The sequence below is a fragment of the Marisediminicola senii genome (assembly GCF_011057645.1).
Lineage (GTDB): Bacteria > Actinomycetota > Actinomycetes > Actinomycetales > Microbacteriaceae > Marisediminicola > Marisediminicola senii.
The window spans coordinates 1-19498 of sequence record NZ_JAALGE010000052.1 but is presented as its reverse complement, the minus strand read 5'-3'; the positions used below and the strand labels follow the sequence as shown (position 1 = coordinate 19498).

Sequence of the window (19498 nt, the reverse complement as noted above, 5' to 3'; positions counted from 1 at the left end):
CACGGGTCGTGGAGCGACCGGGTGGCGGCATCCATCGCCATCGCCCCTGCGGTCTGGCTCGCCATCGCCGCCGCCTCACACCTGCTGGGCTTCGCGCGCGGCGAGTGGGCCGTGACGGCCGCCGTCGCTGCGGCGATCGTCTCGGTGGCGTCGCTGGCCTGGTGGGTGCGCGGGGCAGGGGCAGGGGCTGGGGCTGGGGCTGGGGCTGGGGCTGGGGCTGGGCCAAGGATCACACCAGCCCCGGCCCAGTTGCTGGCCTGGGCCAGGGAGGTGGGCGTCGGGCTCGTGGCGTTGGCCGCCGTGGCGTCCGCGCTGGGTTCGGAACCGGCCCTCGGGTGGCTGGTACTGCTGCTGGCCTCCGTGGCGGCCCTGGCTGCCAGCATCCGGCAGATCGATTCCTTCGCGTCGGCCGCGCTCACGGGCACGGCCGTCGCGCTGCTGCTGGGCGCCGTCTACTCGGCCGTGGCGGAGCTGCTGCCGCCCAACGACGGCGCAGCCCCGACCGGGTGGGCACAACCGGAGCTGTGGACCGGGCTCGTAGCCGCGCTCATCGTGGTCGCCGTCGCCTTTCCGGTGCGCACCATTCCCGCGCACCGCGTGCTGCCCGCCCCCGACCGCCGCACCGCGTTCTGGATCGCGGCGCCCTCCGCCCTGGTGGCCGCACTCGCGACCGCGGCCAATGCCCCGCTCGAACGCATCGACCCCGTCGGTGTCGCCACGTCGACATCGACCTTCTCGCCCGTCTCGGAGGGGAGTCTCATCGCGGCCCTCTCCGCCGCCGCGGCCCTCGCCGCCCTGCTGATCTGGTGCGCGGTGCGCACGACGCGGTCGTTCCGGGTGGAGCGGATCATCGCGTCCGTCGCGCTCGGCCCGACCGTCTACCTGCTCCTCGAAGCCCTGACGCGCGCGGCGGGACGCACCGAGTTCATCGCCTCGGTCACACCCGCCACCGCTGCCCTGCTCACCGCCGCGGGATCGCTCGCATCGGCCCTGCTGCGACCGTCGATGACCCCGCGGGCGGTGCGCGAGATCGGTGTGGCCATCCTGGCGGTTCCGGCCGTACTCGTCGCCGTCGTTGAAGGTGGGGATGCCGCGTGGCTCGTGCTCGTGCTCACCGCCGTCACGGCGCTGCTGGTCTCGATCAGCGCCGACGGTATCGCCGGGTCGAGGTCGACCCGGCGATACATCGCGTGGCTCGCCATCGCGCTCGCCACCGCGGGCCTGTGGTGGCGGCTCTCCGACGCCAGCGTCGACGCGATCGAGGCTTACGTGCTTCCGCTCACCGGTGTGCTGCTGCTGACGGCGGCGGTGATCCATCGGGCGGGGGCGCGGCGTGCGGCGGAGCCCAGCACGGTGCCCAGCGATTCAGCAGCCCGCGCGGTGCCGTTCACCGCTGCTCCCGCCCTGGTGCTGCTCGCCGCCCTGCTGGTTTCCGTGCTGCCCATCGCCGCGGCATCCATCACCGGAGAGCTGCCCCGTGCGCTCGTGATCGCCGCGATCTCGACGGCCCTGCTGCTGGGGGGCACGTTCGTGCGGGCTCCCCGCGCGGTTGCCCTCTACATGGATGCCGCGGCAATCGCCGGCGCGGTGGGCGTCGTCACGACCGCCATCGGTCGCGCGACCGTCCTCGTGCGGGACCGCCCGGGGTCGCTCGAGCTCGACGGGTGGCTGCTCTTCGCGCTGGTCGTGCTGATCGTTGCTGGCTTCGGCATCGCTGCGAGGTCGGACGCGGCATCCACCCTCGGCGGAGCCCTCGACGACGCGCCGGCCGGCCAATTCGCGACCACCCGCCTGCGGGCGAGCTTCGGTATCGCCGTGATTGCCTTCACCGCGGTGCTGGCGATCGAGGGTGCGGCCATCGCCGGTGGGGACTTCGCGATGCTGCGCACGATCGGAACGGTGACGTTGTTCAGCGCCATCCACCTGATCGCATTCCTGATCGACCGGGCGCCGTTCACCGTGGCGGTGGCGTGGCTGGCCATCGCGTATGCGGGTGTGATCCTCGCGGTCTCCGTCGGCACGGGGCGCCTCGACCCGGTCGAACTGGGGACGCTGCCCATCGCGATCGCGCTGCTAGCAAGCGGCTCGTCGCATCTCGCCGAGAACCCCAGGGCGCGCAGCTGGCCGTGGCTCGGGCCGGGCACGACCATGCTGCTGCTGCCGTCCCTCCTCGCCACGATCGACGACCGGCCGGTGTGGCGGCTCGTCGCCGTCGGAGTGGTCGGCATCGCCGTGGTCGTGGTGGGAGCCCAGCGTCGACTGCAGGCGCCGTTCCTGATCGGAACGGTCATCGTGCTGGTGCACGTCATCGCCACCTTCGCGCCGCAGATTCGCGCGGTCTACACGGCAGGGCCCTGGTGGCTCTGGCTTGCGATCGGCGGTGTGCTGATCATCGTGCTCGCGGCCCGCTACGAGCAGCGGGTCAGGAACGTGCGGGCGATCGTCGAGAGGGTGGGGTCGCTGCGCTGACGGCCGTTACCGTCGGGGGCTTCATCGTCGCGCCGGGTCGCACCCGGCTGCCGACAGGAGTCGCCGGTAGTCGCTTGCGGATCGCGCCAGTCGGCGTACCGTATCGGTCATCACCATCGCCCGTGCTCATGGGGCACCCGCGTCGACCCATCGATTGCTGTCCGTCGACCGATACCCACCGACGGTACCCACCGACCGAGGCTCACCGACCGAGGAGACGACCATGACCGACATCCGCACCGTTCCCCAGACCTCCACCGATCCCGACGTCGCCGCGGGAGTGGCCCAGTTCCTCAGCCCCGTCGTGATCGGACTCACCGCGCTCGGCGTCGACGGCAAGCAGGCGCACTGGCACGTGCGCGGGCCGAACTTCCAGTCCGTGCATGAGCTGCTCGACATGGTCGTCGATCACGCCAGGGACTACGCCGATACCGCCGCCGAGCGGGTGGTGGCCCTCGGCCTTCCCATCGACGCGCGAATCCAGAGCATCGCGCAGAACACGACGACCCCGGCGCTCACGCCGGGGTTCCAGTCGACCGACCGGCTGATCGAGGAGATCATCGCCGAGATCGACGCCGTGCTGTACGACCTCCGCATCGCCGTGACCGAGCTGGGCACCCTCGACCCGGTCAGCCAGGACGTCGCCATCGAGATCTCCCGTGCCCTCGACAAGGACCGCTGGTTCCTGTTCGCGCACATCGCGTCGAGCTGAGCGTCGCGTCGCGTCGCGGGGCGGATGCGTCGGTCGCGGCACCCGGGCGAGCGGCGCTAACTACAACGCGTTGTGCGTGAAATGACCGGCCAGCAGCGTCGCGGCCACCGGCAACGTGCGCAACTGATCGGCAGTCGCGGTGAGCGGATCCGCATCCAGCACCGCGAGGTCCGCCGCCATCCCGACCGCCACTCCCGCCACACCGTTCGTCGACGCCGCGAGCGCCTCCTCCGTAGAGATCGCCTGCTCCGGATGCCACGGCGCACGCCCATCCCTCGTCCGCGTCACCGCAGCAGCGATCGTCACCCACGGGTCGAGCGGAGCGACCGGCGCATCCGACCCCAGCTCCAACCCCACCCCGGCCGTGAGCAGGCTCTTCAGCGCGAACGAGCGCTCGGTGCGTCCCGCCCAGTGGTGGTCGGCCACATCGCGGTCATCCATCGCGTGCTCCGGCTGCACACTCGCGACGATTCCGAGGTCACGGAACCGCGCGATGTCCTCCGGACGCAACAACTGCGCGTGCTCGATTCGCCCACCGCACCCGACGGCCTCGAACGCGTCGAGGGCAAGACGGTTCGCCTCGTCACCGATCGCGTGCACCGCGAGCGAGAGGCCCGCCTCCGACGCCTGCGTGAGCAGCGCCACCAGCCGGTCGGTCGGAATGGTCAGCAACCCGAACTCGTCCGGATGCCCCGGGTACGCCTCGACACAGTACGCCGTACGGGTATTCAGCGACCCGTCGGTGATCACCTTGTACGGACCGACCCGCAACAGGCCGTCAGACCCGTCGACGACCTGCCCGGTGCGGAGCCCGGCCCCGATCGCGGCATCGAGCTCGGCCGTGTACAGCCCGGCGTCGACCCGCAGGGTACGAAAACCGTCCGCGAACCGACGAGTCCACGCCGGAATCGCCCCACCCATCTCGAGGTCGACAACCCCGACGACCCCGCGCCGGGCAGCATCCATCGCCCCATCGGCTACCCACTCGTCGATGATGGCCGATGGCACCGCCTGCACGGCCGCGGTCACCGGAAAGGCGTCGTCCTCGACCAGGATGCCGGTCGGATGCCCACCGAACCCGTAGCGCACCAGGGCCGCCGTATTGAGCCAGACGCAGTGCAGGTCGGCACTGAGCACGACCACGGGCACGTCGGGAACGACGGCGTCGAGCAACGCGCTGGACGGCGCATCCGTCCACAACCCGTCGCGGAACCCGTAGCCCACGAGGGGCAGACCAGCCGGTGGACGCTCGGCAGCACCCATGATCGCCGCCGCATCGACCGCCGACGACGCCGACGACACGTCGACCCGACGGCGAGCCAGCGCGTGCTGGGTGAAGTGCACGTGCTTGTCCCAGAACCCCGGATGCACCCAGCGGCCGCCGAGGTCGGTCTGCGCTGTGCCGCTGAGCGCGCCACCTGCGCTGTCGACACCGATCCCGGTCACCACACCACGCTTGAGGAGGATGTCGACGGGCCGATCGTCACCGCCCACGATGCGGGCGTTCCTGAGCAGCATGCTCACGCGCGATCCGCCCGCGCGCCGACCGGCGGCGACCCGGCGGGCGCCTGGTCAACCGGGCACCAGTACAGCTTGCGCCCCGCCGCCATCTCCATCGCGATCGGGGTTCCGCACACCCGGCACGGCTTGCCCTCACGGTGGTACACCCAGTGGCGCGAATCGCGATGCGCGAGCGCCTCGGTGTACTTCTTCTTGCTGAGGCCGTCCATGGTCATCATCTGGCCGAGCTTCACGCCGAGCTTGAGCAGCTTGGTCCAGTCCTTCCACAGCGCGCGCACGGTCTCTTCCGGCACGTCGCGCCCGGGGGTGTGCGGATCGAGCCGCGCACGGAACAGCAACTCCGCCCGGTAGACGTTGCCGATACCGCTGATCACGGTCTGGTCCATGAGCAGCAATCCGATCGGCGTCGGCTTCTTCGCCACTGTCGCCACGAAGCGGTTCTCGCTCTTCTTGCCAGGGTCGACGAGCGGGTCGGGTCCGAGCTTCGCGATGACCGCCTGCACCTCTTCCGGCGACAGCACCTCGCACGCGGTGGGCCCACGGAGGTCGGCGACCGTGATGTCCGTCAGCAGTCGCACCCGCACGGCTCCGACGGGTTCCGGCGGAAAGGTGCGTCCGTCCTGCCCGTCGAGCAGGTTCATCAGCGCCTCCTGCTCGGCCATCCGCAGGCGCGTTCCGCGCGGCGCCCCGATGCTGCCCGTCTCGAGCGCTTCAGTGGCGGGAATCCCCCGCTGCCCGGTCTGCCCCATGCGTCCGCCCGACGCCTCGGTCGTGGCATCCGCCGTCACGTCACCGGCGAAGTCCCACGCGCCGTACATGCCGAGGTGCACCCGCAGCCAGCGGCCGTGGTCGAACTCGAGGAACATCTGCTTGCCGACGGCACGGGCGTCGATGATGCGGTGCCCGTCGATCTCGGTAGCCCCCGCGGCGAAACGCCCCTGGGGAGAGGATGCCGCGACGGTGCGCCCGACGAAGTGCAGCCCGAACTGGCGAGCGATGCGGTGTACGGAATGTCCCTCTGGCATGGCTAGTCGATCACCCGGCCGGTGATCAGGCCGGTCGTCTCGTACTCGGCGAGCTGGGCGATGCGGCGCACGTGGCGCTCCTCACCGGAGAACGGCTGCGCGATGAACGCGTCGATCAGCGCGGTCGCCTCTTCCAGGGTGTGCTGCCTCGCACCGATCGCGATCACGTTGGCATCGTTGTGCTCGCGCGCGAGCATCGCGGTCGACGTGCTCCACACCAGCGCGGCCCGCACGCCGACGACCTTGTTCGCCGCGATCTGCTCGCCGTTGCCCGAGCCACCGAAGACGACCCCCAGCGCATCCACGCCTGCCCGCTGGTCGACGACCACGGCGCGCGCCGCGTTGATGCAGAAGCTCGGGTAGTCGTCGAGGGCGTCGTACTGGGTGGGTCCGTGGTCGACCACGTCGTGACCCGCCTCACCGAGGTGCTGCTGCAACACCCGACTGAACTCGAGGCCGGCGTGGTCGGTCGCGATATGTATGCGCATGAGGAGAGTTTACGAGCGGCCGGGGCAGCCCTCGGCCGCCCCGACCCCTGCGAGAGGTTTCGGGCGAACCGGGCTCAGTCGAAGACCGGACCGGTCGTGCGCGACCGCTTGAGTTCGAAGAAGCCCTCATAGGATGCCGCGGCGACGACGCCATCCCACAGGGTGAGTGCCATCTCGCCCTTCGGTGCAGGAGAGATGACCGGCCCGAAGAACGCGACACCGTTGACGGCGATCACGGGAGTGCCGACGTCCTGGCCGACCCGCGAGATGCCTGCGGTGTGGGATGCCCGCATCTGCGCGTCGAATTCGTCGGAATCGGCGTACGCCGCCAAGTCCGCGGGGAGACCCACCTCGGCGATGGCGGCCGGGATGACGACATCGGGGTCGCTCTCACCACCCGGGTGGATGCGGGTTCCCAGCGCGTCGTAGAGGGGCTTGACGACCTGCTGCCCGTGCAGTTCCTTCGCGGCCGCGACCAGGCGGGTGTAGCGCAGCGCACGGGGGAAGAACGCCTTGTGCGCCTCGTCGATGTCGTCGTTGTTCTCGTTGAGCACGGCGAGGCTCATGATGTTCCACGTCACGTCGATCTCGCGCTGGCGGTGCACCTCGTCCACCCAGCGTGACGTCATCCACGCCCACGGGCAGCTGGGGTCGAACCAGAATTCGACGGTGGCGACGGGGCCGGTGGCGGATGCGGTGCCGACAGCGGAGGCGGTGTCGGCAGAAGGTTCGGTGTTCTGTTCTGGATTCACGCTCGCCAGCCTACGTGCGCGACCCGAACGATCCGCCGGTGGAGCGCCGCCGGCGGCCGGCATCCGAGGCCGGCGACGCACCCTCACACTCGCCGACGGGGGCGGTGAGGTGACCGTCACCGCTCCGAAACTCGAAAGTTACCGCGGCGAAATCCCGTACAAACACACTCGGCACATCCTTCTTCATTCCTTGTGATCCCAGGCCGCTGGCCTGCCCAACCCCCGGAACGAGTGCCCCATGTCATACGTGAGTCCCCCTGATTTCGTCACCAAGATGGTCGATGCCGGGCAGTCGAAGGCGCTGATGGCGACCCGAGACACGGTCATCCGCGCATTCATGGGCGGTGCGATCCTCGGCCTCGCCGCGGCCTTCGCCGTCACGATCACCGTGCAGACGGGAAACGCCCTGGTGGGCGCGCTGCTCTTTCCCGTCGGCTTCGCGCTGATCTACCTGCTGGGCTATGACCTCCTCACCGGGGTGTTCACCCTCGTTCCCCTCGCCCTGATCGACAAGCGGGCGGGTGTCACCTGGCGCTCCATGTTGCGCAACTGGGGCCTCGTATTCGTCGGTAATTTCGCCGGCGCGCTTGTCGTGGCCCTCATGATGTCGATCGTGGTGACCTACGGCTTCTCCGTCGCCCCCGACGCGGTCGGCGAGCGACTCGGCGAGATCGGCGAGGCGCGAACCCTCGGCTACGCCGAACACGGCGCCGCCGGCTGGCTCACGGTCTTCGTGCGCGGGATGCTCTGCAACTGGATGGTCTCCACCGGCGTCGTCGCGGCGATGCTCTCGACGAGCGTTCCCGGCAAGATCATGGCGATGTGGATGCCCATCATCGTGTTCTTCTACATGGGCTTCGAGCACTCCGTCGTCAACATGTTCCTGTTCCCGACCGGACTGATGCTCGGCGGCGACTTCACCCTCTCCGACTACCTGGTGTGGAACGAGATCCCCACCATCCTGGGCAACCTCGTCGGCGGCCTGGTCTTCGTCGGATTCATGCTCTACACCACCCACGGCCGCACCCGCCCGCAGCGCATCCCGCGCGAGGCGCCGGTTCGCGACAAGGCCCCCGTCGCCTGAGCCAGTCCCCATCCCCATCTCGACCGCTCACCGCATCACCGAAGGAGAACCCCCTTGCACCCCATGACGAAGTCCGACGCCGGAGCCATCGTGCGCGCGGCCCGCGTGAAGGCCGGCCTGACCTGGGCAGAGCTCGCCACCGAACTCGACGCACCCCTGGTCTGGACCACCGCCGCCCTCCTCGGGCAACACCCGATGACCGCCGAGCAGGCCCGGCGCACCGCTGAACTGCTCGAACTCGACGAGGACGTGCAGACCGCGCTGCGCGACCAGCCATACCGGGCGGGCGAGACGTCGGCGTCGTCCGACCCGACGATCTACCGGTTCCACGAGGCGATCTCGGTATACGGGCCTGCCCTCAAGGAGCTCATCCACGAGGAATTCGGCGACGGCATCATGAGCGCGATCAACTTCTCGATCGACATCAAGCGCCGCCCGCATCCCGACGGCGACCGGGTCGTGGTGACCCTCGACGGCAAGTTCCTCGATTACCGCTGGTAGCCGGCCCGGAGGTAATCGGACGATGGCTGGCAAACCCCGCCATCGCCCCGATTGCCTCTGGTCTATCCGGTGACTCAGGAGGACACTGGTAGCACTGTCGCCCGGTTTCGTTGGAGGTGCATCGTGCCCATCACCCGCTACCCACTCAGTCCCGACGTGGTGCCCGTCCTCGCCAGGGGCAAGCACCGAAACCCTCGCCGGGGCGCGTGCTTCATGGAGTACGCCTCGTTCCTCGCCGGCGAGAAGTGGAGCGATCACCCCGCGTGCACGCACCCGGCCGTCGCCACCGTAGCCCGGCTGGTGAACGACTGGACCACCGACCGCGGACGCTCGAGGCTCGCCCCCCTCGTGCCGAGCGTGGTCGGCCTCGGAAGCAACGGCAGCACCTCCGCCGTCGACGAACGACTGCACCTGCTCATCGCGGTCAGGGCCGCGGCGAGCGCCCTCCCGGTCGCGAGCGAGGGCCGCCAGCGTGCCCTGGCTGTCGCCCTGCTGCGCTGTGAGACCCGCGCCGCGACCGTCGACCCCGCCGCGTTCTCCACCGTCGAGGCGATCGTCGATGAGGCCCTGGTCGCCGCTCCCCTCGCCACCCGGTGGGCGGAGCAGCAGCTCGCCGCCCTCGCGGGAACCATCCGCCAGCCGGTCCCGATGTACGACGCGATCGTCACCCTCGCGGTCGCCGGCATCGGCGAGGCCTGCATGTCCGATCCCGACGCCCGACTGTACGAGCTCCTCCGCTCCGTGATCGACGACAGCACCCGCATCCTGACGCCCGAAGCGGGCTCCCCCGCGCGCGCCGCGACGCTCCTCCCGGCGTAATCCGCGTGAGGTGACGGCACCCGGGTGGGGGCTCGGAGCCTGCGTCGGATGTCACGGCTAGGGTTGTGAGGTCGGCCGTGAACCGCTGCCCTCACGAAGGAGATAACCGTGCCAGGAGAGAACCTCACCAGGATCGAAGCGCAGGAGCGCCGGGCCATCGTCTCGGATCCCAGCTATGACATCGCCCTCGACCTGACCCGGGGCGCCGAGGTATTCGGCAGCACCACCACCGTCACGTTCACGGCATCGGCCGGGGCATCCACCTTCATCGACGCGTTCACCCGCGAGGTGCATTCGGTCACGCTCAACGGCGTGGAGCTCGACCCCGCCGCGGTCAGCGACGGCATCCGCATCCAGCTCGACGACCTCGCAGAGCAGAACACGCTCGTCGTCGTCGCCGACGCCGAATACACCAACACCGGAGAGGGACTGCACCGCTTCGTCGACCCCGTCGACGGCGAGGTGTACCTGTACTCCCAGTTCGAGGTTCCCGACTCGCGCCGCGTATTCGCGGTGTTCGAGCAGCCCGACCTCAAGGGTAGCTTCACCTTCACGGTGACCGCCCCCGCCGCCTGGCAGGTCATCAGCAACTCGCCGACGCCGGAGCCCGAGGCGGTCGACGGCGCGGGGAGCGATGGTGTGGATGCCGCGGTCTGGCGGTTCGCGCCGACGCCCGTGCTCAGCAGCTACGTGACCGCGATCATCGCGGGCCCGTACGAGGTGACCCGCAGCAGCCTGGTGAGCAGCGACGGCCGCGAGATCCCGCTCGGCATCTTCGCCCGCAAGTCGCTGTTCGAGTACCTCGACGCCGACTACATCTTCGAGAAGACCCGCCAGGGCTTCGCCTACTACGAGGACAAGTTCGACTACCCGTACCCGTTCGAGAAGTACGACCAGCTCTTCGTGCCCGAGTTCAACGCCGGCGCGATGGAGAACGCGGGAGCGGTCACCTTCACCGAGACGTACGTGTTCCGCAGCAAGGTCACCGACGCCGTCAAGGAACGCCGGGTCGTCACGATCCTGCACGAACTCGCACACATGTGGTTCGGCGACCTCGTCACCATGCGCTGGTGGAACGACCTGTGGCTGAACGAGTCGTTCGCCGAGTGGGCGTCCACCATCGCGACCGCCGAGGCCACCGAATGGACCGAGGCGTGGACCACGTTCCAGGCGATGGAGAAGAGCTGGGCGTACCGCCAGGACCAGCTGCCGTCGACCCACCCGGTCTTCGCGACCATCAACGACCTCGAAGACGTGCAGGTCAACTTCGACGGCATCACCTACGCCAAGGGCGGATCGGTGCTCAAGCAGCTCGTCGCCTGGGTGGGCATCGACGCGTTCTACGCCGGCGTCGCCGCATACTTTCGCAAGCACGCCTACGGCAACACCGAACTCGGCGACCTGCTCGCTGAGCTCGAGCTCACTTCGGGCCGGGAGCTGACCGAGTGGGCGTCGCTGTGGCTCGAGACCGCGGGCGTCAACACGCTGCGGCCCGAGTTCGAGGTCGACGAGAACGGGCGCATCGCCTCGTTCGCGATCGTGCAGACCGCGGCATCCGACTACCCCACCCTGCGCCCGCACCGCCTCGCGATCGGGTTCTACGACCGAGCGGCGGGTTCCCTGGTGCGCGTCGACCGCATCGAGATCGACGTCGACGGCGCCCGCACAGAGGTGCCGGGCCTGATCGGACGGGAGCGCCCCGACCTGGTGCTCGTGAACGACGACGACCTCGCCTACGCCAAGATCCGCCTCGACGCCCAGTCGCAGGCCACGGCGCTCGAGTACCTATCGTCGATCGCGAACCCACTCGCGCGCGCCATCATCTGGGGCGCGATGTGGGACTCCACCCGCGACGGCGAGGTGACGGCGAGCGACTACGTGCGCCTGGTGCTCGGCAACATCGCCACCGAGACCGAGTCGACCACGCTGCGGACCACGCTGTCGCAGCTGTCCACCGTCGCCAGGGTGTACATCGCCCCCGACCGCCGCGCCGAGACCATCGAGGCCATCGGCGATGCGCTGTGGAGCCTCGCGCAGTCGGCGGAGGCCGGCTCCGACGCGCAGTTCCAGTTCGTCAAGTTCTTCGCGAACATCGCGAGCACCCCGGCGCACGTCGCCGCCCTCACGTCGTTGCACAACGGCACGGCACCACTCGACGGACTCGAGATCGACACCGACCTGCGGTGGGAACTGCTGCAGGGCCTCGTACTGAACGGCGCAGCGGGCGAGGCGGAGATCGCCGCCGCGCTCGCGAACGACAACACCGCGAACGGGCAGCAGGCTGCCGCGCGCGTGGCCGCCGCGATTCCGACCGCCGAGGGCAAGCTCGCCGCCTTCCGGTCGCTCGTCGAGCCGGAGGGAGCCGAGCCGCCGAACGCCATCGTGCGCCAGACCACCATCGGCTACCAGCACAGCAACGATCCCGAGGTGTTCGCGGGTCTCATCGGCCGGTACTTCGATGCCATCACCGGTGTGTGGGCCACCAGGTCGCACGCGATCGCCGAGACGATCGTCGTCGGGCTCTACCCGACGCCGCTGGCCGACGAGCGCCTGCGGGCGGCCACCGTGCAGTGGCTCGACGAGAACCCCGGCACGCCGGCGCTTCGTCGCCTCGTGATCGAGAACCTCGCGGGGGTCGAACGCGCCATGATGGTGCAGGCCGCGGACAGGGCCTGACCGCCGTATGTGGCTGACCGGATTCGCGGGGGTAACCGTCGCACCGACTGAGGTCGTCGACCCGGCGCCCGGCGTCGACTGGACATCGTTCTGGTCGACGGTCGGGGCGTCGGAGGGGTTTCGTATCGCCCTCAACGTGCTGATCATCATCGTGGGCGCGATCCTGATTCGGATCGTGCTGCACTTCGTGATCCGTCGGGTGGTGAACCGGGTCGTCTCGGGCGTCAAGAAGCGCCAGAACGTCGACGACACCCAGGCGATCATGGCGTCTCCCCTGGCCGCGGCCAGGGTGGTGCAGCGCACGCGCACGCTCGGCTCGGTGTTGAACAACGTGGTGAGCGTCGTCGTGGTGATCGTGGCGCTGCTGCTCATCGTGACCGCGATCGACACCAACATCATCGGGTCGTTCGCCCTGATCACCGCCGCACTCGGTGCCGGCCTCGGCTTCGGCGCCCAGAACATCGTCAAGGACGTGCTCAACGGGCTGTTCATGGTGGCAGAGGACCAGCTCGGGGTCGGCGACGTCGTCGACCTCGGCGAGGCGAACGGGGTCGTCGAGGAGGTCGGCATCCGCATCACGCAGGTACGCGACGTCAACGGCACCCTGTGGTTCGTGCGCAACGGCGAGATCCTGCGCGTGGGCAACAAGTCGCAGGGCTGGGCCCGCGTCATCATCGACCTGCCGGCGCCCTACGACTCCGACGTCGACGCGGTACAGGCGACCATGCTGAACACGGCGACGACGATGGCATCGAGCACGCAGTGGCGACGCAAGATCATCGAGGCGCCCGAGATCTGGGGACTCGAGTCGATGTCGGCCGAAGCGCTCACTATCCGCCTGGTGATGAAGACCCGACCGGCCGACCAGTGGGATGTCGCGCGCGAACTGCGCCGCCAGCTCAAGCAGGCGCTCGACGACAGCGGAGTGAACCTGCCCGCGCTCAACCGCGTGGTGTTCGACGGTCAGGCGTCATCTCCCGCGCACCCCGCGGTCAGCGAGGAGCGGGCTCCGACCGCACCGGTGCAGGTCACGCAGGCGACCGCGCACCCCCGCGCAAATCCCGCGGTGCGCTTCGAGACCAAGAAGAACAACGACAGCGCGGGTGACCGATGACCGACCAGCCGAGTGGGTCCCCGCTCATGCCGGGAACACCGGGCGGCCAGCCCGTCACCATCCGGGTCGGCCAGGCCGGGGCTCCCGCCGGTGCGGGAAGCGACGCCGGCGTGCAGAGCTTCTACGACCAGGTCGGCGGGCGCGCGACCTTCGAGAAGCTCGTACGCGCGTTCTACGCCGGTGTCAGCGCCGATCCCGTGCTGTACCCGATGTATCCGGAGGCCGACCTCGAAGGCGCCATCCAGCGCCTCACCGGGTTCCTCGAGCAGTACTGGGGAGGCCCGGGAACCTACAGCGAAGAGCGCGGGCACCCGAGGCTCCGCATGCGGCACCTGCCGTTCGCCGTCAACCCCGACGCCCGCGACCGCTGGCTCGCGCACATGCGGGTCGCGGTCGATTCCCTCGACCTGTCACCGCTGCACGAGGCCACCCTGTGGGACTATCTCGAGCGCGCAGCCCACGCGATGGTGAACACCTTCGACTGAGGGCAATATCGCGTGGTCAGCTACGCCCCGCGCAGCCCGTCGACCAGCGGCGTCGTCGGACGCCCGATGAGCGCGGACAGCTCCCCCGGGGTCTCCGCCAGCGCACCGGAGCGGATACCGGCGTCGAGCGCCACCACGAATCCCGCCGTGCCATCGTCGAGGCCGGCCGCGAGCAGCTGCTCCCGGTGCTGCTCGGGCGTGAGCGGGCGGTACGAGACCTCGCGTCCGGTGATCTCGGCGAGGGCTGCGGCGAGGTCGTCGAAGTTCCACGCGACGTCGCCCGACAGCTCGTAGGTGCGGTTCGCGTGGGCGTCGTCGGTGAGCACGACGGCCGCGGCATCCGCGAAGTCCCGGCGGGTCGCGCTCGCGACCCGCGCGTCGCCGACACTCGCGGTGACCTCGCCCGTGGCCGCCGCGATGTCGATCAGATCGGCGTAGTTCTCGGTGTACCACCCGTTGCGCAGGATGGTGACGTCGATCGCGGCATCCATCAGCACCTGCTCGGTGGCCTTGTGCTCGGGAGCCAGCACGAGCTCGGTCGTGTCGGCGTGCGTGATGCTCGTGTAGACGATGCGCTGCACTCCCGCAGCGACGGCGGCGTCGATGACGGCGCTGTGCTGCGCCACCCGGTTGCCCGGCACACTGCCCGAGACGAGAAGGACAGTGGATGCCCCGGCGACGGCCGTCGCGATCGACGCCGGGTCATCGAAGTCCAGCGCTGCGATGCCGACGCCGCGCTCGGCGAGGTCGGCCAGCGCCTCGACGCGGCGCCCGGTGGCCACGATGGTGGACGGGTCGACGCCGCGCTCGAGCAGCGATTCGACGACGAGGCGGCCGAGGTGCCCGGTGGCACCGGTGATGACGAGAGACATGGGAATGGTCCTTTCGGGAGCGGTGCTCTTCCGAACGCCGGGGGCACCGGCAAACTTCCCACGCGGGCTACCCGGGATTGTCAGTCCCGCTGCAGGGCCGCCCGCGACAGCTGGTCGACACGCAGGATCTCGCGGGCCTGGTCGGTATCCGACTTCATCTGCACGATGAGCGGATCGATGCCGTCGAACTTGACCATGCCGCGAATGAACTCGACGAATTCGATCTCGACGACCCTGTCGTAGAGGTCGAGGTCGTCGTCGATGACGTAGGCCTCGACCTGGCGCTGCGGCACGCCGTCGAAGGTGGGGTTGTTGCCGATCGACACGGCGGAAGGGAGCCGGCGGCCGTCGAGGATGAGGTAGCCCGCGTACACGCCGTCGGCGGGTACGAAGCCCTCGATGGCCGGGTCGAGGTTCGCGGTCGGGTAGCCGAGTGCGCGGCCGCGCTTCTGCCCGTGCACGACCATGGATCGCACGACCGGGCGGCGGCCGAGCAGCCGGGCCGCCTCGCTCACGTTGCCGGTGGCCATGAGCGCGCGGATGCGGGTGGATGACACCCGCACGTCGTCGTCGGGGCTGAAGAACTCCAGCCGGCGCACCTCGTACCCGCCTGCCGCGCTGTGGTCGACGAGGGTGTCGAAGTGGCCGAGCCCGCCGCGTCCGAACCGGGTGTCTGGCCCGACCAGCACGACGGAGGCGTGCAGGGCGCCGACGAGTACGTTGTCGATGAAGTCCTCGGCGCTGCGTGTGCTGAGGGCGCGGTCGAACGGCAGCTCGACCATGGCGTCGATGCCCGCGGCCTCGATGAGCTGGCGCTTCTGGGTGGGGCTGGTGAGGTTCTCCGGGGCGCGCGCGGGGTCGAGCAGGGCGAGCGGGTTGCGGTCGAAGGTCACGACGGTGGGAGTGAGGTCACGCTCGCGGGCGACGGCGAGCAGCTCGGCGATGACGTGCTGGTGGCCCAGGTGGATGCCGTCGAACTTGCCGAAGGTGACGGCAGTCGGGCCGAGATCGGCGGGTATCGCGTCGAGGGAGTCGTAGAACTGCATGGTCAGCCGCGTCCGCTCGCGGTGTCGTCGGGCCGGGGGCCGGTTGCTTCAGCGCCGGCACGGTGCGGCGAGGTGCGGCGCAGCCAGAGCAGGCCGAGCACGGGGATGATGAGCGGAATGAACAGGTAGCCCCGCCCGAAGAACGACCAGACCGTGTCATCCGGGAACAGCACGGGGTCGAAGATGCTCAGCACGCCCACGACCAGCACGCCGACGAGTTCGAAGGCGATGGTGACGACCGCGACGCGGTACCAGCGGGCACCGGGCGCGACGAGCGCGATGGTGGCGACGATGTAGACGACGGCCGCCAGGGCGGACAGCGCGTACGCCACCGGTGCTTCGCCGAACTTGGTGCCGATCTGGAACACCGACCGCCCGGTCGCCGCGAGGGCGAGGATGCCGTAGACGAAGACGAGGACGCGACCGATGCCGGTGGCGCGTGACGCGGGGCGCTGAGGAGGGCGCGACGGAGTGCGCGCGGCAGATGGAACCATTTCTTCCAGATTAGGCCACCGCGGCTGGACCCACCGCCGCGGTGGCTGCGGGCATCAGGCCTGCTGCACGAACCAGATCTCGTTCATGCGGAACACCATGATCGCCACCGAGATGCAGGTCACCCCGAGGATGACCGTGCTCCACCGGTTGCGCTCCAGTAGCGCCCAGAGCCCCGCGAGCGGCGGCAGCAGGGCCGCGGTGACGAGGTAGACCCAGAACTCGAGCACGCTTCCGGTCGCGATGTTGCCGACGAACGGGGCGACGATCGACACCACGACCTGGGCGAGCAGCAGCACCTCCACGAGGAGGGTGACGCCGAGGGTCAGGTCGTTCGGGGTCTTGCCGCCGAGCCCGAGCGACAGGCACAGCAACCCGGCGATCGCGGCGACCGCGATCTGCACGGTGGAGAAGGTCTCGATCACGCCAGGACCTCGTCGGTCGGAAAGTTGATGATCGACTTGGCGGTGCCCGACGACACCCTGATCAGCCCGACGAGGCGTCCGTCGGGGGCGAGCGCGGCGATGGGTTCACCGTCTGCGGCGTCCGGCAGCGCCACACGCTTGCCGTTCGTGAGGTCGACGACCTGCTCAGGGGCGAGGGTGACGGTGGGGAACAGCGTGGCGGCGACGGCCGCGGGGGCGAGCAGGGTCGCCCGCGGGTCGAGGGTGTCGAGGGGCGCGGCATCCATCACCGAGAAGGGTCCGACCCGGCTGCGCCGCAGCGCCGTGAGGTGACCGCCGACGCCGAGGGCGGCACCCAGGTCGCGGGCCAGCGCGCGGATGTAGGTGCCGGAGCTGCACTCGATGCGCACGCGCAGGTCGAGGTAGTCGCGGGTGAGCCCGTCCGGCCCGTCGATGGCGACCTCGTCCGACCCCAGCAACTCGAATGCCGACACTGTGACGGTGCGCGACGCCAGCTCGACGGTCTCGCCGGCCCGCACCAGGGCGTAGGCGCGCTTGCCGTCGACCTTGATCGCGCTCACGCTGCTCGGCACCTGCTCGATGACGCCACTGAGGCTCGCGATGCCCTCGGCGATGCGCGCCGGGTCGATGCCGCGCACCGTGCCGGGTGGGGCGACCTCGACGGTGTCACCCTCGCGGTCGTCGCTCGCCGTCGACTCGCCCAGGCGGATGGTCGCGATGTACTCCTTGTCGAGCCCGACGAGGTAGGTGAGCAGCCGCGTCGAGCTGTTGAGGCCGAGCACGAGCAGGCCGGTCGCCATCGGGTCGAGGGTTCCGGCGTGGCCGACCTTGCGGGTGCCGGCGAGGCGCCGGGTGCGCGCGACGACGTCGTGGCTGGTGAACCCCTCCGGCTTGTCGACGAGGAGGATTCCGCTCGTCGTGTCGGTGGTGCGGGCTGCGGCGGAGTTCACGCATGCAAGGTTAGTAGCGCCGGCTGGGGTGGGGCGCCGTGGCGGGGGTAGCTCGCCCTAGGCTGGGAACATGCGGGTTGCGGTCATCGGGGCGGGCGCCGTCGGTGGCACCATCGCGGCGCTCCTCGCGCGCGCCGGCCACGACGTCGAGGCCACGGCCCGCGGCGAGCATCTCGCCGCGATGCGGGCAGATGGCCTGCGGCTGCGCGGGGCATACGGCGACTACACCGCGCGCATCGCCGCGTCGGGCCGGGTCACCGCCCGGCCGGAGCTCGCGTTCGTCACCACGAAGGCGCAGGATGCCGCGGCAGCCATCGGCGCATCCGCCGGGCTGCTCGCCCGCATTCCCGTCGTCGTGGTGCAGAACGGCCTCCAGTCGATCGACGGCGCGCGGGCCGCCCTGCCCCACTCCCCCCTGGTCGGCGGCCTGGCGCTGTTCGCCGCCTCGCACCTCGAGCCCGGCGTCGTCGACGTGACGGCGCGCGGCAGCCTGGTGCTCGGCTCCGATCGCGGCGACCGGGTAGCCGCGCGCGCCGCGGCCGGACTCATCACGCGGGCGCTCGGCGACGACCTGCCGGTGAGCGTGGTGGATGACTTCGCCGGCGCGCAGTGGACCAAGCTGCTCATCAACCAGGTGAATGCGCTGCCGGCCATCACCGGCCTGAGCGTGCAGGAGGTCGTCGCCGACCGTCGGCTGCGCCGCATCATGACGGCGAGCATGCGCGAGGCCGCCGAGGTGGGGCTGGCACGCGGCATCCACTTCGCCTCGATGCAGGGGCTGTCAGACCGGCTGGTGCGCGCGTTCAGGTTCGCGCCGTCGCGTGTGGCCCAGCTGCTTCCGGTCGCCATGGCCAGGCGCATGGGCGATGTTCCGAACCCCGGTTCGACGCTGCAGAGCATCAGGCGCGGGCAGGCCACCGAGATCGACTACCTCAACGGGGCGATCGTCGACGCCGCGGGCGCGACGGGCATCGCGGTGCCGGTCAACCGGGTCATGGTCGACCTCGTGCACGAGGTGGAGCTCCGGGGCGGCTTCACGGCGCCGGCGGAGGTGCTCGCGAGGGTTCAGCAGGAGTCGGCGAAGACCCGTCGCGGGTGATCGGCGTCGGCGTTGTCGACGATCGCGATCGCGGTGGTGCGGGGCGAGGATTCGGCGATGTACAGCCGCTGCCCGGCCGACGGGTCGACCTCGGGGGTGTCGAGCCAGATCGAGTAGTTCCACAGCCCGCGCAGCTCCGGACGCAGCAGGTAGACGCCGTCGATCACGAGCACGGCATCGCCGGGGGCGGTGATCCACTTCGCGGGGGTCGGCGCGTCGCGGTCGGCGTCGAACACCGCGGTCACGAATGACGCCCCCTCGCCCAGCCGGAACGGCTCGATGAGCACGCGGCGCAGCGCGGAGTAGTCGTAGCAGTCGAGGTACTGGCCCTCGGAGGAGTCGGCCCCGCGCAGCACCCGGTCGGCCCGCGGACGCTGGAAGTCGTCGAGCGATGCCCGCACCGTGTGGGCCCCGGAACTTTTCAGGGCGTCGGCGAGGTCGTCGGCGAATGCGGCCTGTCCCGCGCCGTGGGCGCCGTCGACGGCGAGGATCGTGCGTCCGCGACGGTAGTTGTGCAGGTATTCATCCGCGATGGATGCGAGCGTGTCGGTCTTCTGCGGTGCCCAGCGTGCCATCTGGCCAGCCTAGGCCTGTGCGCAGGCGAGGCGGCGCCCACCCCCCTAGATTGGACCGGTGGATATCAGCGCCCCCGTGAACGCCTGGTACCTGGCCCATGGCCGCGACCTCCCGTGGCGTCGCCCCGGCTTCTCCAGCTGGGGAACCCTGGTCAGCGAGGTCATGCTGCAGCAGACCCCGGTGGCCCGCGTGATCCCGCGCCTCGAGGAGTGGCTGGCGCGCTGGCCCAGCCCCGCCGACCTGGCCGCGGCCTCCCCCGCCGACGCGGTGCGCGCGTGGGCACGCCTCGGCTACCCGCGGCGCGCGCTCGCCCTGCACGCTGCCGCGGTGGCGGTCACCGAGCGGCACGGCGGCGCCGCTCCCGCCACCCTCGGCGGACTGAAGGCCCGCCC

General features: G+C 70.2%; 19 protein-coding genes and 1 pseudogene. 10 read left to right on the top strand and 10 right to left on the bottom strand.

The genetic code is table 11. The features are described from left to right. The coding region (locus G5S38_RS13410; protein ID WP_407943852.1) for an SCO7613 C-terminal domain-containing membrane protein at window positions 1-2469 on the top strand (2469 nt) is incomplete at its 5' end. 223 nt (window positions 2470-2692) lie between these two features. After that, the gene (locus tag G5S38_RS13405; protein ID WP_165069592.1) at window positions 2693-3181 is read left to right on the top strand and encodes a Dps family protein; all 489 of its coding nucleotides are present in this window, start codon (window positions 2693-2695) and stop codon (window positions 3179-3181) included. Between the two features lie 60 nt (window positions 3182-3241). Here G5S38_RS13405 and G5S38_RS13400 read toward each other — a convergent pair whose 3' ends face one another. The 4 genes from G5S38_RS13400 to G5S38_RS13385 form a co-directional block, all read right to left on the bottom strand. Next, complete coding sequence (locus G5S38_RS13400; RefSeq protein WP_165069594.1) at window positions 3242-4699, bottom strand: amidohydrolase; 1458 nt, start codon at window positions 4697-4699, stop codon at window positions 3242-3244. Window positions 4700-4701: 2 nt separating this feature from the next. Then, a complete protein-coding gene (locus G5S38_RS13395; RefSeq protein WP_165069590.1) occupies window positions 4702-5727 on the bottom strand; it encodes an Fpg/Nei family DNA glycosylase in 1026 nt (341 codons plus the stop codon). 2 nt (window positions 5728-5729) lie between these two features. After that, window positions 5730-6215, bottom strand: coding sequence for a ribose-5-phosphate isomerase (locus tag G5S38_RS13390; protein ID WP_165069587.1), 486 nt, complete (start codon window positions 6213-6215; stop codon window positions 5730-5732). A gap of 74 nt (window positions 6216-6289) precedes the next feature. Continuing rightward, the gene (locus tag G5S38_RS13385) at window positions 6290-6967 is read right to left on the bottom strand and encodes a mycothiol-dependent nitroreductase Rv2466c family protein (protein ID WP_268921081.1); all 678 of its coding nucleotides are present in this window, start codon (window positions 6965-6967) and stop codon (window positions 6290-6292) included. Between the two features lie 238 nt (window positions 6968-7205). Between G5S38_RS13385 and G5S38_RS13380 the strand changes: the two genes are divergently transcribed. The 6 genes from G5S38_RS13380 (at window position 7206) to G5S38_RS13355 (ending at window position 13646) form a co-directional block, all read left to right on the top strand. Beyond that, window positions 7206-8051 (top strand): formate/nitrite transporter family protein, encoded by an 846-nt coding sequence (locus G5S38_RS13380; RefSeq protein WP_165069583.1) that lies wholly within the window; start codon window positions 7206-7208, stop codon window positions 8049-8051. 63 nt (window positions 8052-8114) lie between these two features. Further along, on the top strand, window positions 8115-8552 hold the full coding sequence (cynS, locus tag G5S38_RS13375; RefSeq protein ID WP_165069580.1) for a cyanase: 438 nt from the start codon (window positions 8115-8117) through the stop codon (window positions 8550-8552). Between the two features lie 123 nt (window positions 8553-8675). Next, a complete protein-coding gene (locus tag G5S38_RS13370) occupies window positions 8676-9371 on the top strand; it encodes a hypothetical protein (RefSeq protein WP_165069578.1) in 696 nt (231 codons plus the stop codon). A gap of 108 nt (window positions 9372-9479) precedes the next feature. Beyond that, entirely contained in the window at window positions 9480-12047 is a 2568-nt protein-coding gene (pepN, locus tag G5S38_RS13365) for an aminopeptidase N (RefSeq protein ID WP_165069576.1), read from the top strand. A 7-nt stretch (window positions 12048-12054) separates the two neighbouring features. Then, the gene (locus tag G5S38_RS13360) at window positions 12055-13161 is read left to right on the top strand and encodes a mechanosensitive ion channel family protein (RefSeq protein ID WP_165069573.1); all 1107 of its coding nucleotides are present in this window, start codon (window positions 12055-12057) and stop codon (window positions 13159-13161) included. A gap of 26 nt (window positions 13162-13187) precedes the next feature. Next, window positions 13188-13646 carry a globin gene (locus tag G5S38_RS13355; RefSeq protein ID WP_165069570.1) on the top strand — a complete coding sequence of 153 codons (459 nt, stop codon included), beginning with the start codon at window positions 13188-13190 and terminating at the stop codon, window positions 13644-13646. 20 nt (window positions 13647-13666) lie between these two features. On the opposite strand, the gene G5S38_RS13350 is transcribed toward G5S38_RS13355, so the two are convergent. The 5 genes from G5S38_RS13350 to truB all read right to left on the bottom strand — a co-directional run bounded on the left by G5S38_RS13350 (window position 13667) and on the right by truB (window position 17431). Next, entirely contained in the window at window positions 13667-14518 is an 852-nt protein-coding gene (locus G5S38_RS13350; protein WP_165069568.1) for an SDR family oxidoreductase, read from the bottom strand. An 80-nt stretch (window positions 14519-14598) separates the two neighbouring features. Further along, window positions 14599-15564, bottom strand: coding sequence for a bifunctional riboflavin kinase/FAD synthetase (locus G5S38_RS13345; protein ID WP_165069565.1), 966 nt, complete (start codon window positions 15562-15564; stop codon window positions 14599-14601). A 2-nt stretch (window positions 15565-15566) separates the two neighbouring features. Beyond that, window positions 15567-16058 (bottom strand): hypothetical protein, encoded by a 492-nt coding sequence (locus tag G5S38_RS13340; RefSeq protein ID WP_165069563.1) that lies wholly within the window; start codon window positions 16056-16058, stop codon window positions 15567-15569. Between the two features lie 54 nt (window positions 16059-16112). Continuing rightward, window positions 16113-16481, bottom strand: coding sequence for a hypothetical protein (locus tag G5S38_RS13335; RefSeq protein ID WP_165069560.1), 369 nt, complete (start codon window positions 16479-16481; stop codon window positions 16113-16115). Then, window positions 16478-17431, bottom strand: a complete 954-nt coding sequence (gene truB / locus G5S38_RS13330) for a tRNA pseudouridine(55) synthase TruB (RefSeq protein ID WP_165069558.1) — start codon at window positions 17429-17431, stop codon at window positions 16478-16480. The genes G5S38_RS13335 and truB overlap by 4 nt, the downstream gene beginning before the upstream one ends. Window positions 17432-17501: 70 nt before the next feature. On the opposite strand from truB, the gene G5S38_RS13325 reads away from it, so the two are divergent. Then, window positions 17502-18530: a ketopantoate reductase family protein gene (locus tag G5S38_RS13325; protein WP_165069556.1), complete on the top strand. Its 1029-nt coding sequence runs from the start codon at window positions 17502-17504 to the stop codon at window positions 18528-18530. Here G5S38_RS13325 and G5S38_RS13320 read toward each other — a convergent pair. Continuing rightward, complete coding sequence (locus tag G5S38_RS13320) at window positions 18497-19105, bottom strand: nucleoside/nucleotide kinase family protein (protein ID WP_165069554.1); 609 nt, start codon at window positions 19103-19105, stop codon at window positions 18497-18499. The genes G5S38_RS13325 and G5S38_RS13320 overlap by 34 nt on opposite strands. 58 nt (window positions 19106-19163) lie before the next feature. On the opposite strand from G5S38_RS13320, the pseudogene G5S38_RS13315 reads away from it, so the two are divergent. Next, window positions 19164-19498: pseudogene (locus G5S38_RS13315) on the top strand (A/G-specific adenine glycosylase); the annotation flags it as partial.

Bases quoted from the DNA above. Each gene is read 5' to 3' on its own strand.
- G5S38_RS13340 (WP_165069563.1), bottom strand. From the start codon at position 16,058: ATGGTTCCATCTGCCGCGCGCACTCCGTCGCGCCCTCCTCAGCGCCCC.
- G5S38_RS13395 (WP_165069590.1), bottom strand. From the start codon at position 5,727: ATGCCAGAGGGACATTCCGTACACCGCATCGCTCGCCAGTTCGGGCTG.
- G5S38_RS13350 (WP_165069568.1), bottom strand. From the start codon at position 14,518: ATGTCTCTCGTCATCACCGGTGCCACCGGGCACCTCGGCCGCCTCGTC.
- G5S38_RS13380 (WP_165069583.1), top strand. From the start codon at position 7,206: ATGTCATACGTGAGTCCCCCTGATTTCGTCACCAAGATGGTCGATGCC.
- G5S38_RS13400 (WP_165069594.1), bottom strand. From the start codon at position 4,699: ATGCTGCTCAGGAACGCCCGCATCGTGGGCGGTGACGATCGGCCCGTC.
- G5S38_RS13345 (WP_165069565.1), bottom strand. From the start codon at position 15,564: ATGCAGTTCTACGACTCCCTCGACGCGATACCCGCCGATCTCGGCCCG.
- G5S38_RS13405 (WP_165069592.1), top strand. From the start codon at position 2,693: ATGACCGACATCCGCACCGTTCCCCAGACCTCCACCGATCCCGACGTC.
- G5S38_RS13360 (WP_165069573.1), top strand. From the start codon at position 12,055: ATGTGGCTGACCGGATTCGCGGGGGTAACCGTCGCACCGACTGAGGTC.
- cynS (WP_165069580.1), top strand. From the start codon at position 8,115: ATGACGAAGTCCGACGCCGGAGCCATCGTGCGCGCGGCCCGCGTGAAG.
- G5S38_RS13320 (WP_165069554.1), bottom strand. From the start codon at position 19,105: ATGGCACGCTGGGCACCGCAGAAGACCGACACGCTCGCATCCATCGCG.
- G5S38_RS13325 (WP_165069556.1), top strand. From the start codon at position 17,502: ATGCGGGTTGCGGTCATCGGGGCGGGCGCCGTCGGTGGCACCATCGCG.
- G5S38_RS13390 (WP_165069587.1), bottom strand. From the start codon at position 6,215: ATGCGCATACATATCGCGACCGACCACGCCGGCCTCGAGTTCAGTCGG.
- G5S38_RS13355 (WP_165069570.1), top strand. From the start codon at position 13,188: ATGCCGGGAACACCGGGCGGCCAGCCCGTCACCATCCGGGTCGGCCAG.